The 16,172-nt window shown below is 65.4% G+C and carries 13 protein-coding genes; 6 read left to right on the forward strand and 7 right to left on the reverse strand.

Translation table 11 applies throughout. The features are described 5' to 3' along the window. Positions 1-33: 33 nt before the first annotated feature. Together ACP15I_RS03385 and ACP15I_RS03390 are read right to left on the reverse strand one after the other, a co-directional pair. A complete protein-coding gene (locus ACP15I_RS03385) occupies positions 34-690 on the reverse strand; it encodes a response regulator (RefSeq protein WP_424966843.1) in 657 nt (218 codons plus the stop codon). After that, positions 687-2,147 carry a cache domain-containing protein gene (locus ACP15I_RS03390; RefSeq protein ID WP_424973883.1) on the reverse strand — a complete coding sequence of 487 codons (1,461 nt, stop codon included), beginning with the start codon at positions 2,145-2,147 and terminating at the stop codon, positions 687-689. The genes ACP15I_RS03385 and ACP15I_RS03390 overlap by 4 nt, the downstream gene beginning before the upstream one ends. Positions 2,148-2,357: 210 nt before the next feature. On the opposite strand from ACP15I_RS03390, the gene ACP15I_RS03395 reads away from it, so the two are divergent. From ACP15I_RS03395 to ACP15I_RS03410, 4 genes are all read left to right on the forward strand, one after another. Further along, positions 2,358-3,443 (forward strand): TRAP transporter substrate-binding protein, encoded by a 1,086-nt coding sequence (locus ACP15I_RS03395; protein ID WP_424966841.1) that lies wholly within the window; start codon positions 2,358-2,360, stop codon positions 3,441-3,443. 115 nt (positions 3,444-3,558) lie between these two features. After that, entirely contained in the window at positions 3,559-4,512 is a 954-nt protein-coding gene (locus ACP15I_RS03400) for a TRAP transporter small permease subunit (RefSeq protein ID WP_424966840.1), read from the forward strand. An 18-nt stretch (positions 4,513-4,530) separates the two neighbouring features. Continuing rightward, positions 4,531-6,885: a TRAP transporter large permease gene (locus ACP15I_RS03405; protein ID WP_424973884.1), complete on the forward strand. Its 2,355-nt coding sequence runs from the start codon at positions 4,531-4,533 to the stop codon at positions 6,883-6,885. Positions 6,886-7,400: 515 nt separating this feature from the next. Then, positions 7,401-10,682, forward strand: a complete 3,282-nt coding sequence (locus ACP15I_RS03410; protein WP_424973885.1) for an Rne/Rng family ribonuclease — start codon at positions 7,401-7,403, stop codon at positions 10,680-10,682. 73 nt (positions 10,683-10,755) lie between these two features. Here the strand turns inward: ACP15I_RS03410 and ACP15I_RS03415 are convergent, their stop codons facing one another. Further along, entirely contained in the window at positions 10,756-10,983 is a 228-nt protein-coding gene (locus ACP15I_RS03415; RefSeq protein ID WP_424973887.1) for a sulfurtransferase TusA family protein, read from the reverse strand. A gap of 133 nt (positions 10,984-11,116) precedes the next feature. Between ACP15I_RS03415 and ACP15I_RS03420 the strand changes: the two genes are divergently transcribed. Both ACP15I_RS03420 and ACP15I_RS03425 read left to right on the forward strand, forming a co-directional pair. Further along, positions 11,117-12,301, forward strand: coding sequence for a hypothetical protein (locus ACP15I_RS03420; protein ID WP_424973888.1), 1,185 nt, complete (start codon positions 11,117-11,119; stop codon positions 12,299-12,301). Beyond that, entirely contained in the window at positions 12,298-13,698 is a 1,401-nt protein-coding gene (locus ACP15I_RS03425; RefSeq protein WP_424973889.1) for a cytochrome P450, read from the forward strand. Before ACP15I_RS03420 ends, ACP15I_RS03425 begins: the two co-directional genes overlap by 4 nt. Here the strand turns inward: ACP15I_RS03425 and ACP15I_RS03430 are convergent. Genes ACP15I_RS03430 through fumC form a run of 4 tightly spaced genes read right to left on the reverse strand, consistent with a single transcriptional unit; the run spans position 13,665 to position 16,126 of the window. Further along, the gene (locus ACP15I_RS03430; RefSeq protein WP_424966834.1) at positions 13,665-13,901 is read right to left on the reverse strand and encodes a ribbon-helix-helix domain-containing protein; all 237 of its coding nucleotides are present in this window, start codon (positions 13,899-13,901) and stop codon (positions 13,665-13,667) included. The genes ACP15I_RS03425 and ACP15I_RS03430 overlap by 34 nt on opposite strands. After that, complete coding sequence (locus ACP15I_RS03435) at positions 13,894-14,073, reverse strand: DUF4169 family protein (protein ID WP_424966833.1); 180 nt, start codon at positions 14,071-14,073, stop codon at positions 13,894-13,896. Before ACP15I_RS03435 ends, ACP15I_RS03430 begins: the two co-directional genes overlap by 8 nt. Before the next feature lie 60 nt (positions 14,074-14,133). Beyond that, a complete protein-coding gene (locus ACP15I_RS03440) occupies positions 14,134-14,733 on the reverse strand; it encodes a 2-hydroxychromene-2-carboxylate isomerase (protein ID WP_424973890.1) in 600 nt (199 codons plus the stop codon). Between the two features lies 1 nt (position 14,734). After that, the gene (gene fumC / locus ACP15I_RS03445) at positions 14,735-16,126 is read right to left on the reverse strand and encodes a class II fumarate hydratase (RefSeq protein ID WP_424973891.1); all 1,392 of its coding nucleotides are present in this window, start codon (positions 16,124-16,126) and stop codon (positions 14,735-14,737) included. Positions 16,127-16,172 lie beyond the last annotated feature (46 nt).

The following is a 16,172-nucleotide window of genomic DNA, read 5'->3' on the forward strand; positions in this document are numbered from 1 at the left end:
AGTATTTCAGGAACAATGAAGTGGGGAGGGGCGCTAGAAGTTCACACCCGTGCCCTGCAGCACCCCGTGTTCCATCGCGTAGCGGGTCAGCCCGGCGGTGGAGGAGATCCCGAGCTTGCGCTTGATGTTCTTGCGGTGGGTTTCCACCGTGCGCACCGAGATATCGAGGGCCGCGGCGACCTCCTTGTTTGACTTGCCCGAGGCCAGTTGCAGCAGCACGGTCTGTTCGCGGGAGGTCAGGGGTTCGCGCCCATCGGCGGTGTCCGGGGTGATCGAGGCCGTGGCCCCGGTGCAGAGATAGGTCTCGCCGCGCATGACCGCATCGATGGCCAGACGGATTTCCTCGGTCGGCACATCCTTGAGGATATAGCCGCGCGCCCCGTGGTTCATGGCGCTGGAGATGTATTCCGGGCTGTCATGCATGGACAGCACGAGGATCCGCGTGTCGGGGCGTTTTTCCAGCACCATCTCGGTTGCGCTCAGCCCGTTGATCTCGGGCATGTTCAGGTCGAGCAGGATCACGTCCGGGTTCAGGCGTTCCACCTGCTCGATCAGCTCGCGCCCGTTGCAGAGGCGGCCGACCACCTGCAGGTCGTCATAGGTTTCGAGGATCGCTTCGATGCCTTCGGCCACCATCGGGTGGTCATCGACGATCACGACACGGGTGCGGGGCGGGGTCTGGGTCGTCATGCGCGCGCCTTTCGCGGTTGCGGTTGCGGCTGGGGGCCGGCGGCCCGGTCCGGGTCGGGCGGCAGGATATGGCTGAGCGGCACGGTGGCGTCGATCCGCGTGCCGCGTTCGGAGGAGAACACCCGCAGGGTGCCATCCAGCTGTTCCACGCGTTCTTGCATATTGCGCAGGCCGAGACCACCGGCCGCCGGGCCGAGATCCGGGCTGCTGGCGAGGCCGCGCCCGTTATCGGCCACGCGCAGGGTGGCGCCGGTCTTGTGCCCGAACAGGTCCACATGGACCTCGGTGGCCTGGGCGTGGCGCTCGATATTGGTCAGCGCCTCCTGAGCGATGCGGTAAAGCGCGATCTTGGCATCGGGCGCGAGCCGGTTGCGGAAGACCACGGTTTTCAGATCGGCCTTGATCCCTGTGCGTTTGGTGAACTCTTCGGTCAGGGCGTGGATGGCCGGGCCGAGACCCAGATCGTCGAGCTGGCCGGGACGCAGGTCGCGGCTGATCCGGCGCACCTCCTGGATCGCGCCGTTCAGCCCGTCGATCCCCTTGCCGATATTGTCCTCGGCGCGGGGGTCCCCGGCCTGGACACGGCGGCGGGCCAGCTCCAGCGCGTAGCGGATCCCCACCAGAAGCTGGCTGATACTGTCATGGAGCTCGCGCGCGACGCGGCCGCGCTCTTCTTCCTGGGTGTCGAGGACCCGTTGGGTCAGGGCCTTGAGCTTGGCATCCGCGAGCCGCCGTTCGCGGATATTGATGATCAGGCCCGAACCGAACACCGCCAGCAGGGCGGCCAGCGTGATCGCTCCGATCCAGAAGAAGGTCCGGGCCACCCGTTCCTCGGTCACCGCGCGGGCCGCGGCCACATTGGCCAGCACGTCATCGATGAAAATCCCCGTGCCGAGCGCCCATTGCCAGTCCTGCAGGCCCACCACATAGGTGATCATGCGCTCTGCCTCGCCGGTCGAGGGCTTTTCCCAGTCATAGGTGTGATACCCGCCGCCCGAGCGGGCGATGCGGATCAGCTCATCGACCACCGGCACCCCGTTGCGGTCCAGACGCCCGGCCCAGTTCCGCCCGATCAGATCGGTCTGGCGCGGGCTCACCAGATTGGTGCCATCGTAATGATAGACAAAGAAAAATCCGTCCCGGTCATAGATCATTGCCGCGAGGATCTGGGTCACCCGCTCTTTGGCGACGGCATCATCCGGGGCGGCGCGACCGTATTCGGCAAAGAACGCCGTGCGGGCGAGTTGAATATAGTTGTTGAGCTCGCGCTTCTTGGCTTCGATCAGCTGGGTTTCGAGCACCGAGATCTCGCGTTCGGCCAGTTGCCGCGCCTGATTGGCCACCACCAGCGAGATCGCCGCCACCGCAAGGACCAGCGGAATGGTCGCCAGAAAGAAGAGTTTCTGGGCATAATTCAGCTGCAAGCGCGCGCGCAGGAAGGCGAAAAGCCGGGCCATGCCCTGTGTTAGCGCCTTCGATGGCTGCAAGCCAAGCCGGGTGGCGAAATGAGTGACGTAACGGAAACTCGGTGTCCTGATATTATTTTCCTGAATACGTAGTGGTGGGTATTCCGCCGCGCCCGACCTGCGGCTAGGGTCCGCGCACTCTTAACGATCCGCCCGTCACGTAATGGGATGGGCAATTAGACACTCTAGGGGAGGATATTTATGGATCGTCGTTCTTTCTTGCGGAACTCGGCGCTGGGTGGGACAGCCGCCGTTGCGAGCGCGGGCCTTGCGGCCCCGGCCATCGCGCAAGGGTCCCGCACACTGACCATGGTGACATCCTGGCCGCGCGGCTTCGCGGTTCTCGATGACGCGGCAACCTATTTCAACGAAGCGGTCAACGCGATGTCCGGCGGCAGCCTGATCATCGAGAAGAAGGCCCCGGGCGAGCTTGTGGGCGCGTTCGAGGTGTTCGATGCCGTGACCTCCGGTCAGGCCGACCTCTACCACTCCGCCGACTACTATTTCGGGGGCCAGCACCCGGGCTACAACTTCTTCACGGCCGTGCCCTTTGGCGCCACCGCGCAGGAGCTGACCAACTGGTACTACCATGATGGTGGTCAGGACCTGCATAACGAGCTGGGCGAGATCTTTGGCCTGCACTCCATGCAGTGCGGCAACTCCGGCTCCCAGTCTGGTGGCTGGTTCCGCAACGAGATCACCTCGGCCGAAGACTTCAACGGCCTGCGCTTCCGCATGCCCGGCCTTGGCGGTCAGGTGCTCGGCAAGCTCGGCGCTTCGGTCCAGAACATTCCGGGCGGCGAGCTCTATCAAGCGCTGTCCTCGGGCGCGCTGGACGGTCTGGAGTGGGTTGGTCCCGCGGCGGACGAGAAGGCCGGTTTCCAGGAAGTGGCAAAGGTCTACTACACTGCGGGCTTCCACGAGCCGGGCTCGGGCCTGATCGCGGCCATGAACCTCGATGTGTGGAACGAGCTGTCCCCGGCCCATCAGGCCATCGTCAGCAACGCCGCCATCGCCACCACCCAGTACCAGCTGAGCCAAACGCTCGCCATGAACGGCGCGGCCCTGGCCCGTCTGCAGGCGCAAGGCGTGCGCGCGCTGCAATTCCCGGATGATGTCTGGGATGCGTTCGGCGCTGCCTCGAAAGAGGTGCTCGACGAGAACATGGATGACGAGCTCTACGCCCGCATCCGCAACAGCTTCGACGCCTCGCTCGCCAAGTCCTCGGACTGGCTGCTCAAGTCGGACGCTAATTTCGTCGCACAGCGCAACCGCGTTCTGGGCTGACACAACCCGATACGATCCGCAAAGGCCCCCCGGTGGGGCCTTTGCCACATAGACAGCACCGCGCAGCAGATCGGATAACCGACAGACGCGCAGCATGACGACCGGGGGACCGCCGATGGAGACCGAAGCAGATCCGAACCTTCTTGCCAGTCTTGCCGGGGGCATCTGGTGGGTGATCCAGAACATAGGCCAGGCCATCGTGAACACGGGCTGGGCCATCGCGAACCCAAGCCAGTGGCTGGGCTGGATCGGCGGGCTGGAGACGACCGAGGACAAGCAGGCGCTCATGCGTTTTGCCTATTACGGCGCCTCGGTGGAGTTCTTCTTCTTTATCTTCACGCTCTTCCTGATCGCCATCGGGATCGGCATCGCCAAGCCGCGCGCCATGTGGGGCATGGTGATCGGGCTCGAAGGGTTTGCCAATATCGTCGGGCGTTTCGCGGCCTGGGCCGGGCTCTTGATGGTGCTGCAACAGATCCTGATCGTGCTTTTGCAGCGCTTCTTTCTGGTCAGCCAGATCTCGATCGGGCCCTTCGGCTATACCTTTACCAAGGATCTGAGCTGGTTCGGCGAAGAGCTGAAGCTCTATAACGCCATCGTCGTATGCCTGTGTTGCGCCTATACCTTTGTGCAGGGCGGGCATGTGCGCGTCGATCTGGTCTATTCCGTGGTCCGCCACCGCACCAAGAAGATCATCGACATGGTCGGCAGCGTCATCTTCATGATGCCCGCCATGGTGCTGATCTGGCTCTATTCTTGGTTCTTCATGTGGCGCCACCTGATCACGCCGAAAATCTCGGCCTCCGACCCGTTCGACCGGATGCTGCTCAAGGCGCGGGCCGTGCGCTGGAATGTCGAGACCGTCGGCTTCAGCCCCCAGGGCTTCAACGGCTACTTCCTGTTCAAGATCCTGATCTGCCTCTTCGTGGCCATGGTCTTTTTGCAGGCGGTCGCGTTCTTCCTGCGCTCCTTCATGGAGCTGCGCGAGGGCGAGAAGAGCCTGGGCAAATATCACGACAAGGATGCCTTGGGTGATGAAGACGCCGAGCGCGTCGCAGAAATCCACTAGGGCACGGGACATCACATCATGATTTTTGGACTGGATGGCATCGAAGTTGGCCTGATCATCGTGTTCCTGTGCCTGTTTGGCGGGATCATGTCGGGCTTCCCCGTGGCCTTTGCAATCGGCGGGGCGGGGGTGATCTCCTTCGGGATCATCGCCGCGCTCGACAGTGCGGGCCTGCTCATACATCAGGCGATCAACACCCAGAGCCCGGAATACGCGGCCCTGATTGCCGAGGGCGTGGCGCGCGAGGCGATCAGCGTCTTCAGGTACCCCGAACTCCCACGGATCGAGGAACATCTCTTCCCCGGCGGCTGGGAACAGGCGATGGACCGCAACCTGTCCTTCATCGTGAACCGGCTGAACGAGCGGGTGATCGCGGGCCAGAGCATCGAGACCCTGCTCGCCGTGCTGATGTTCGTGATGATGGGCATCACGCTGGAACGCTCGAAGATCGCCAATGATCTGCTGACCACCATGGCGCGCGTCTTTGGCCCGCTGCCCGGTGGTCTGGCGGTGTCGATTGTCGTCGTGGGCGCGTTCCTCGCGGCCTCCACCGGGATCGTGGGCGCGACCGTGGTGACCATGGGCCTGCTAGCCCTGCCGACCATGCTGCGCAATGGTTATTCCAAGGAGCTTTCGACCGGGGTCATCGCGGCCTCGGGCACGCTGGGGCAGATCATTCCGCCCTCGATCGTGATCGTTCTGCTCGGCACGCTTGCGGGGGATATGTACGCCACGGGGCAGGAGAAACGCGCCCAGATCGCCGGCTGCACCGATGCGCTGACCTTCCTCGGGGAGCCTGCGGTGCTCTCGGTTGGCACGCTCTTTCAGGCGGCGGTGCTGCCGGGGGTGATGCTGGCGCTGCTCTATGCGCTCTATGCTTTCGGCTTTGCGGCCTTCAACCCGTCCAAGGCGCCGCCGGTGATCAGTGACCGTCCGACGGGCGAGATCATCACCCGCAACGAGGCGCTGACCTGGTTCCTCTTTGCGCCCTTCGGCCTGATCGCGGCGATCCTGCTGGCGATGAATGTCGGGCTGATCGGGTCGCAATCGACCACGGTCTCGACCGTGACCGAGGTCGGCGCCTCGGCCGAGCTGCGCACCAATGTCAGCCCCATCTGTCAGGCCTCGATGATCGAGCTCCACGGGCAAGAGAAATGGGACCGCGCCGTCGCTCAGGCCGAAGAGATCGCCAGCTCTGGCGGGGCGACCGAGCGGCGCGACCTGACGCCCGAGGAGCTTGAGGCCGCCAAGGCCGAGCGTCTGGCCAATATCGCGCCCATCGGCAGCGGCATGACCATCTTCTTCCTGCTCTTTGCCCTGACGCTAATCGTGGCGCGGGGTGTGGCCCCCTCGGCCAATCCGCTGCCGCTGATCATTGGCGGGGCCGGGGTGGTTCTGGCCTTTGCGGTGGATGCGGTGCTGATCCCGGCGACCATGTCTGCCGGGGGCAGCTTCATGCTGATGGCGATCCCGTTCCTGATGGTGCTCTACGGCTGCCGCACGGCGGTGGCGCGGCTCGGCAAGAACGATCTGATCCGCGTGGTCTTTCCGCCGCTCGTCCTGATCGTGGCCGTGCTGGGCTCGATCCTGGGCGGGATCACCAACCCGACCCCGGCCGCCGCGCTGGGGGCAGGGGGGGCGATCATGCTCGCGGCCTATCGCAAGCTGCGCGAGGACGAGCAATCGGCCAAGCTGATCATCGGCGCCTCCTTCGCGCTGGTCATCATGATCGTGATCGGGATCAATTTCGACCTGCGCACGGGGGTGGCGAATGTCGCCTTTGAGGACTGGGTCGCGATCATCATCGCCCAGGCCGCTTATCACGTGGCGGTGCTCGGCCTGCTCTATTCCTGCTGGGTGCTTTTTACGCGGGGCGTGCTGAGCCCGGTGGTGCGCGAGACCGCCAAGGTCACGAGCATGGTCTTCACGATCCTGATCGGCTCGCAGCTGCTGAACCTCGTGGTGATCTCCTTTGGCGGCGAGCACTACATCCAGCAGTTCCTGCGCAGCTTCGACAACGAGCTCGTGGTCTTCCTGATTGTGATGCTGGTGCTGTTCATCCTCGGCTTTGTGCTCGACTTCCTTGAGATCATCTACATCGTCATCCCGATCGTGGGGCCGGTGATCTATGGCGGCACGATGGACCCGAAATGGGTGACGATCATGATCGCCGTGAACCTGCAGACCTCGTTCCTGACCCCGCCCTTCGGATTCGCGCTCTTCTACCTGCGCGGGGTGGCGCCGCCCTCGGTGACCACGGGCCATATCTATCGCGGTGTTTTGCCCTTCGTGGTGATCCAGGTGGCGGCACTGGCGATGCTCTGGCTATTCCCCGGTGTGGTGACGATTGTCCCCAACCTGCTCGGAAATTGAGGACAAAATTGTTAACGCGAACATGGGGCGGCCTTCGGGTCGCCCTTTTGCGTCTCATTGCCCGGCGGATCGCGCAAAACAATCATTGTGTTTTGGTGCCTACTGGACTTATCTAGGCGAACGGGCGCCCGCCGACAGTGTGGCGGTGCCGTCCGGTTTCAGGTTTACCTGCACCCTCGTCCAGATCGCGGCAACCAAGCCGATTTGCACAAGGCGCAGTGTTTTCAGGGGTCTGGCACATGCGCGCACCCATGCCGCAGTAGCCGGTCCCGGTTCATGCCGCATGACGTACCGTGCGGAGTTAGATTGGCCCGCAAGGGCCGGAGAAACGCGATGTACCGCGACGAGGCGAGCAGACCGGCTTTGCAATTCGATTTGCAACCACAAGCCAAGGTGAACGGGACACTCCCCGTTGCTGCCCTGCGCCGCGCGGCCCCCATTGCACAACGATCCACGAACAGCATGTCATCGGGCCTCGCGCCCCCTGGCGCAAGCCGTTCGTGCAGAAAGACACCATGGCTAAGAAGATGCTTATCGACGCCACCCACGCGGAGGAGACCCGCGTCGTGGTGGTTGACGGAACGAAGGTCGAGGAATTCGACTTTGAATCCGTAAACAAACGGCAGCTCGCCGGAAATATCTATCTCGCAAAAGTCACACGGGTGGAGCCGTCCTTGCAGGCGGCCTTCGTGGACTATGGCGGCAACCGCCACGGCTTCCTTGCCTTTTCCGAGATCCATCCGGATTACTACCAGATCCCGGTCGCGGATCGCGAGGCCCTGCTGGCCGAGGAAATGGCCTTTGCCGAGGCCGACGCGGAGGAAGAGGAAAAGCCCAAGAAGCGCCGCTCCCGCCGCCGCAAGAAATCCGACACAGCCGCCGAGGCTGCAACCGAGGAGGCCAAGGCCGACACCGCGGCAGCTGACGACGCCGCTGAGGCCGAGGCAGATACGGCTGCGGCAGACGCCCCTGCCGAGGCCGAGACGGCCGAGACCGAGGCCGTAGAGAAGGACGCAGCCCCCGCCGAGGAGGCTGCGGCTGAGGAGGCCGTCGCGGATGAGGCCGAAGCGCCTGCCGCTGAGAACGCTGAGGATGCTCCGGCAGAGGATGCCGAAGCCGAAGCTGCAGCGCCGGAAGACGAAACCGCCGAGGCCGCCGCAGAGGGCGAGACCACCGAGGGCGATGACAGCGACGAGGGGGATGACACCCCGCGTGCCCCCATGGCCCATGCCATCGAGGGCGAAGACCCGGTCGTAACCTCCGACGCCGAGGTCAAGGACCCCGACGAGGCGGAAGCTGACGCTGCATCCGACGCGCCCGCAGACGCGGCGCGGGAGGCCGTGGCCGAAGACGCACCGGTCGAAGAGGCTCCGGTCGCGGAGCCCGCTGCAGAAGAGGCCGCCGCCGAAGAGGCGCCCGCCACGGAGGCCGAAGCAGATGCGCCGGCCGAGCCGGTTGCCGAAGACGCCGCCGAGACCCGCTCGATCCCCGGTATGGATCTGGTGGATTCCTCTGAGGAGGATGGCCCGCTGCCCGTTCTGGGCAGTGGATCCGACGAGGACGAGACCGCCGAAGACCCGGCGCCCGATGAAAAGCCCAAGCGTCGCCGTTCGCGTCGCCGGAGCAAATCGAAGGCCGCCGAGACCGAGAGCGATGCCGAGACCGAAACCTCGGCGGACAGCGCCGAGAGCGAAGGCGATGACGGCATCGAAGATGTCGCCGACGAGGATGTGGCCGAGGAAATCCGCCGCCCCCGTCAGCGTCGCGAACGCCGCTACAAGATCCAGGAAGTCATCAAGGTCCGTCAGGTCCTTCTGGTGCAGGTCGTCAAGGAAGAGCGTGGCAACAAGGGCGCGGCCCTGACCACCTATCTGAGCCTTGCGGGCCGCTACTGCGTGCTCATGCCCAACACCGCGCGCGGGGGCGGGATCAGCCGCAAGATCACCAATGCCGCCGACCGCAAGAAGCTCAAGGAGATCGCCTCCGAGATCGAAGTGCCGCGCGGCGCGGGTCTCATCGTGCGAACAGCCGGGGCCAAGCGCACCAAGACCGAGATCAAGCGCGACTATGACTACCTCAAACGCTTGTGGGAACAGATCCGCGATCTGACCCTGAAATCCATCGCGCCCGCGCCGATCTATGAAGAGGGCAATCTCGTCAAGCGCTCGATCCGCGACCTCTACAGCCGCGATATCGACGAGGTGCTGGTCGAGGGCGAGGCGGGCTACCGCGTGGCCAAGGACTTCATGAAGATGCTCATGCCGTCCCACGCCAAGAACGTTAAGCTCTACGAGGACAACCTGCCGCTTTTCGCCCGCTACCAGGTCGAAAGCTATCTCGCGGGGATGTTCAACCCGACCGTTCAGCTCAAGTCCGGCGGCTATCTGGTGATCGGCGTGACCGAAGCGCTGGTGGCGATCGACGTGAACTCGGGCCGGGCGACGAAAGAGGGCTCCATCGAGGAGACCGCGCTCAAGACCAATCTCGAGGCCGCCGAGGAAGTGGCCCGTCAGGTCCGCCTGCGCGACCTGGCCGGTCTGATCGTGATCGATTTCATCGATATGGAAGAGCGGCGCAACAACACCGCCGTCGAGAAGCGTCTCAAGGACAAGCTCAAGACCGACCGCGCCCGCATTCAGGTGGGCCGGATCTCGGGCTTCGGCCTGTTGGAGATGTCGCGTCAGCGTCTGCGCCCGGGCATGCTCGAGATCACGACGCAACCCTGTAACCACTGCCATGGCACCGGCCTGATCCGGTCGGACAACTCGCTGGCCCTGTCGATCATCCGCGCGCTCGAGGAAGAGGGCATGCGCCGCCGGGTCCGCGAAGTGCTGGTCAAGGCGCCGATCAATGTCATCAACTACCTGTTCAACGAGAAACGCGAGCATATCGCGCTGATCGAGGGGCGTTACGGCATGGCCGTACGGCTCGAGGCGTCCACGGATCTGTCCGGGGCGGATTTCACCATCGACAAGTTCAAGACCGCCACCCGCAAGGTGGTCGAGATCGAAGCGCCGGTGATTTCCATCGATACCTCCGCCGCCGATGAGGTCGAAGAGGCCGAGATCGTCGAAGTGGCCGAGGTCGAGGCGGAGGCTGAAGCCGCCCCCGCACCTGAGGAGGCCTCGGAGGATGGTGCGCCGCGCAAGCGTCGTCGCCGCCGGCGTCGGCGTCGGGGCAATGGCGGTGAAGGATCGGACGGGTCGTCCGCATCGGATGAGGCCACCAATTCGGATGATGCACCGTCCGAGGCAGCCGCTGCCGAGACCGAGACCTCTGCGGATCCCGAGGCCGAGACCGACACGGACAGCACCGAAGAGGCCAAGCCCAAGCGGCGGCGTCGTCGCCGTCGGAAATCCGCGAGCACCGAGGCCGAAAGCGCGACCGAGGCACCGGCAGAAGATGCCGAGGCCGCACCGGAGACCAAATCCGCCGCGCCCGAAGCGCCTGCAGAGGATGCACCGGTCCCAGAAGATGCGGCTGCCGAAGACGCGCCTGCGGCGGAAGCAGCGCCCGAGATTGCAGACACCGAGGTGGAGGAGGCTGTCGCCGAGCCCGCCGAGGAGACAGCCGAGCCGGTTGCGGAGGATACGGTCGCGGAAGCGCCCTTGGCGGAGGAAACTCCCGAGCCTGAGCCCGAACCCGAGGCCGAGCCTGAGGCGGAAACGGCATCTGATGTCGCGCCGGAACCCGAAGCCGAACCTGCACCCGTGGCAGAAGAGGTCGCCGCCGCGCCCGAGCCGGAACCCGCCTCGGACAAGCCAAAACGCCGGGGCTGGTGGTCCATGTCCCGCTGATCTTGAGAACGCGCCTTCGGGCGCGTTTTTCAATTGTGGGGCAGGGCCGCAAGGCGGATTTGGTTCTCGGGGATCAGGACTTCCGGATCACGTAGAGCTGCGCGTCGCCCTCATCGCTCTGGCGGAGCAGGGCATGCCCGCTCTCGGCGCAGTAATGGGGCACATCCACGATGGCCGCCGGATCATCCGCCAAAAGGTGCAGCTCCGTCCCACTGGGTACGGATTTCAGCCGCTTGCGGACCTTGAGAACGGGGAGGGGGCAGAGCAGCCCCCGGGCGTCGAGTTCAATTGGATTGCTCATGGCCCTGTTCTAGCCAAGCCCGCCGGGAACCGCACGCGAAAACCTGTGCCGCGGCTATGTGTTAATCTGCCGTTTACCTGTTCAAAGGATAGTCCGGCGGCTAGTCTCAGGACAGACGCGGAACAGGCAGAGCATGACGGACCCAAACCCCGGCCCCCCGGTGCGACGGCGCAAGGTGTTCTACCTGCCGGGCTATGACCCGTTTCCGCCCCGGCGCTACCGCGAGCTCTATCGTCGCGAAGGGGCCGCACAAGCCAGGATCAGCGGCTATGATCTCAGCCTGCAGGGGCAGCCGGGCGGCACGGGCTGGACCGTGCAGTTTGCCGAAGACGGGGCCGAGGTTCACAGCACAGTCACGGTGCTTGTCTGGTCCGATCTGGTGCAGGCCTCGATGCAGGGCGGTGTGACCGCGTCATATCTCGCACTTCTCCGCACGGCCTGGATCTATCTTGCCTCCGGTGCGCTCTGGCGACTGGCGCGATTGCGCAAGGGGCCTGTGATCGCGGCGCTTTATCCAGTGGTGGCCTTGCTCGGGCAGCTCGCCGTGGCCTTGGGGCTGGGCCTGGCCCTTTGGGGGGCGATTGGCGGTGTGTTTGGCGGGCTGAGCGGGCTCGTTCTGGGGCTTGCGGTGCTGCAGGGGGCCTACCGGGCGGATCGCTGGCTCTATGCCCATTACCTGATGCGCGACTATGCCTATTCCGCACGCGACGGCGGGGCATATCCGGCGCCGCTCGCCGCCCGTTTGACCGAATTCGCCGAGACCATTGCGGCGGCGGCAGAGGAGGGGGCGGATGAGGTGCTCGTCGTGGGGCATTCCTCCGGCGCGTATCTGGCGATCAGCGTGCTGGCGGAGCTGAGCCGGCAGAACCGGGTGGCGGTGACGGTGCCGCTCGGGCTGCTGACCCTCGGGCAGGTGGTGCCTATGGTTTCGGCCCTGCCGCGCGCCGATCAACTGCGCGCGGATCTGGCCGAATTGGGCGCGCAGGACCGGATCTTCTGGCTGGATGTGACCGCGCCGGGGGATGGCTGCGCCTTTGCGCTCTGCGATCCCGTGGCCGTGAGCGGTGTGGCGGGGGCGGATCAGCGCGCGCCCGTGGTCATCTCGGCCCGGTTCACCCAAACCCTCGCGCCCGAAACCTGGGCCCGGCTGCGCTGGCGCTACTTTCGCCTGCATTTCCAGTATCTCTGCGCCTTCGACCGGCCCGGCGACTATGACTATTTTCGCATCACAGCAGGTCCGCTGAGCCTGCGCGACCGCTTCGCGGGCCGGGCGTCCTCGCCCAGCGTATTGCGCCGCAACGTGGCGCCGCGCCCGTGACCCTGCAGGCCCCGAAACCGGCCGCACGGGCTGAGAAGGTCTCGCTCTGGCGCTACCTGCAACTCTTTCGCCGAGATATCCTCTCGGCGCAGCCCGCGCGGCTCTACCGGGCCTGGATGGCGGAGTTTCGCACGCCCTTTTTCCGCTCCTACCTCGTCAATGACCCCGAGATCCTGCGCGAGGTCCTGTCGGATCGCCCGGAGGATTTCCCGAAATCGGATCGGATCGGAGAGGGGCTGCGCCCCCTGCTGGGCGACAGCGTGTTTCTGACCAACGGCGCGGATTGGGCGCGGCAACGTCGGATCATCGATCCGGCATTCGAGCGCGGGCGGGTCAAGGACAGCTTTGCCGATATGCAGGCTTCCGCCGGGACCGCGCTCGCGCGGCTCGCCCCCCGTGCCGCCGCCGATCTGGTCGAGATCGAGGAGGTCTGCGCCCATGCCGCCGCCGACGTGATCTTTCGGACGCTCTTCTCTGTGCCGATCGAGGACGAGGTCGCGGGGCAGGTCTTTGCCGCCTTTCGCGCCCATCAACGCAGCCAGCCGATCCTCAATCTCGGGGCGTTCCTGCCCCTGCCGCGCTGGCTGCCCCGGGGGCACCGGCGCGCCACGCAAGATACCGCCCGCCACCTGCGCCGCCTGATCACCGAGCTGACCGAGGCCCGCGCGGCTGAAATCGCCACCGGGCGGGCGCCACGGGATCTGGCGACCAAGATCATGACCACGCCAGACCCCGAGACCGGCGCACGTTTTTCCACCGACGAGATGGTCGATCAGGTCGCGATTTTCTTTCTGGCGGGCCATGAGACGAGTGGCAGTGCGCTGGCCTGGGCGCTCTATCTGTTGGCCGCCGCACCGGAGATACAGGACCGGGTGCGCGCCGAACTGGCCGATCTCGACCCTTGCACCATGGCCTTCGCGGATCTGTCGCGGCTGCGCCTGACGCGGGATGTCTATCGCGAGGCGCTGCGGCTCTATCCGCCGGTGCCGATGATGGTGCGAGAGGCGCAAAAGTCGCGGCGCTGGCGGGACCGGGCGATCCGAAAGGGGGCGCAGGTCGTGCTCAGCCCTTGGCATCTGCATCGGCATACGCGGCTCTGGTCGGATCCGGATGGGTTCGACCCCGACCGCTGGCAACGTGAGGAAACGCGTGAGAGCCAGCGTCAGGCCTATATGCCCTTTTCCGCGGGGCCGCGCGTCTGCCCGGGGGCGGGATTTGCGATGGCGGAGGGGACGCTGCTCCTTGCGGCGCTGGTCAAGCGGTTTGCCTTCACCGCCGACCCGGCCCATGTGCCGGTGCCCGAGGCGCATCTGACCGTGCGGGCGCGCCATGGGATCTGGCTCCGGGTTGAGGACTGCGCGGCTCAGCCGGGCGCGGGGCCGGACCCGTCCCGGTAGTGGCGCAGCACGGCGAGGCGGATGGCCGAGGCGAGCCCCATGTCCGTGCCGCGCGCCGTGTCGATCTCGGCGGCCAGGGCGTTGATCGGCAAACCGCGCGCTGCGGCCATCTCGCGGAAGCCCGCCCAGAACTCATCTTCGAGCGAGACGCTGGTGCGGTGCCCGCGCAGGGTCAGCGAGCGTTTGACGGGCCGCTTACTCATCCTCGGTATAGTGTTGATCCAGATGGCGTTTTTCCTGCGCGTCCCGGGTCAGGCGCAACAGGCGATCCGCCTTGGTTTCCCCATGAACAGCGGCGGTTTGCGCGCTCGCGCTGCGCTTGTCGTCGCGGGCTTTCTGCTTGCGATGGGTGCGGAGATTCGTGATCTGGGCCATGGCGACAGGATGCGCTCTGCGCTGCAGCGAAGCAAGCGCGGATCGCGGGTTTCGCGGCCTTTACGCGGGCTGCGCGGCGGCAAAGTCCAGCGCGTCGCCGAGCCGGTCATCGCCCCAGTAAAGCTCATCGCCGACGGTGAAGCTCGGCGCCCCGAAAAGCCCCAGCTCTGCTGCCGCATCGCTGCAGGCCTTGAGCTCGGCCTTGCGGGCGGGATCGGCGGCGGCTTCGACCATTTCCACCGGCAAGCCGACATCGCGCAGCGCCGTCTCGAGGGTCGCGCGCTCGGCGATATGCGCCCCCCGGGCGAATTGCGCGGTGTAGAGCGCCTTGCAAAAGGCGCGGCCCTGCGGCGTCTCAAGCGCGGCCAGCGCCACGCGCGCGGCGTGGATCGAGTTCTGCGGGAACGGGTCGGGCTTGGCAAAGGGCAGGCCGCGCGCCTCGCAGAGCCGCTCCATATCGCGCCACATATAGCGCCCCTTGGCCGGGTAGATCGTGAATGGCGACGTGTCCCAGCCCTGGCTGCCGAAGATCGGGCCGAGGGGCACCGGGCGCCAGATTACCGCGACGCCTGCCGCCTCGGCCATGGCGTCGATCCGCATGGCCGAGAGGTAGGAATAGCTGGAGGCAAGCTCGAACCAGAAGGTCAGCTTGCCCGCCATCTTACTTGGGGCCGATCATCTGCTCGGGACGAACGACCTTTTCGAAGGTCTCTTCGTCCACGAAGCCCAGTTTGATCGCCTCTTCCTTGAGGGTCGTGCCGTTCTTATGGGCGGTCTTGGCCACGGTCGTCGCGTTGTCATAGCCGATGGTCGGTGCGAGGGCCGTGACCAGCATCAGGCTCTCGCGCATCAGCTTCTCGATCCTGTCGGTGTTGGCCTGAATGCCCACGACACAATTGTCAGTGAAGGCCACGCAGGCATCGCCAATGAGCTGCATGGATTGCAGCACGTTATAGGCCATCATCGGCTTGTAGACGTTCAGCTCGAAATGCCCCTGCGTGCCGGCGAACCCGACGGCGGCGTCATTCCCGATCACATGGGCGCAGACCTGGGTCATGGCTTCGCATTGGGTCGGGTTGACCTTGCCCGGCATGATCGACGAGCCGGGCTCGTTTTCCGGCAGCATCAGCTCACCGAGACCGCAGCGCGGGCCGGAGCCCAGCAGGCGGATGTCATTGGCGATCTTGAAGAGGCTTGCCGCCACGGTCTTCAAAGCGCCGGACATCTCGACCATGGCGTCATGGGCGGCGAGCGCTTCGAACTTGTTCGGGGCGGTGACGAAGGGCAGGCCGGTGATCTCGGCCATGTTCGCCGCAACCTGTTCGCCCCAGCCCTTGGGCGTGTTGAGTCCGGTGCCCACGGCGGTGCCGCCTTGCGCCAGCTCATAGATCCGGCCAAGCGCGCCCTCGACCCGGGCGATGCCCATGGCGACCTGATGGCTGTAGCCCGAGAATTCCTGCGCAAGCGTCAGCGGCGTGGCGTCCATGGTGTGGGTGCGGCCGATCTTGATGATGCCGTCGAACTCGGCGACTTTTGCTTCCAGCGCGGCGTGCAGCTTTTTCAGGCCGGGCAGGGTGACGTCCCGGGCGGTCATCGCGGTGGCGATATGCATGGCCGTGGGGAAGGTGTCGTTGGACGACTGGCCCATGTTGCAGTGGTCGTTCGGGTGCACCGGCTCCTTGGACCCGATCACGCCGCCGAGGATCTCGATCGCGCGGTTGGCGATCACTTCGTTGGAATTCATGTTCGACTGGGTGCCGGAGCCGGTCTGCCAGACCACCAGCGGGAAGTTGTCGTCGAACTTGCCCTCGACCACTTCGCCCGCCGCCTGGATGATCGCCGGGGCAATGTCATCGCCGAGCTTGCCATTGGCGTGGTTGGCCTGGGCGCAGGCCTTCTTGATCACGCCAAGCGCGCGAACAATCGCGATGGGCTGCTTTTCCCAGCCAATCGGGAAGTTGATGATCGAGCGCTGCGTCTGCGCGCCCCAATACTTGTCTGAGGGGACCTCAAGCGGGCCAAAGCTATCGGTTTCGGTGCGGGTCTCGGTCATGGGGCGCTCCCTTCCGTATACGTTCGCATGCCGTTTACCGGGCGCA

It is taken from the genome of Dinoroseobacter sp. S124A (assembly GCF_049801015.1).
In the GTDB taxonomy this organism is placed as follows: Bacteria; Pseudomonadota; Alphaproteobacteria; order Rhodobacterales; family Rhodobacteraceae; genus Dinoroseobacter.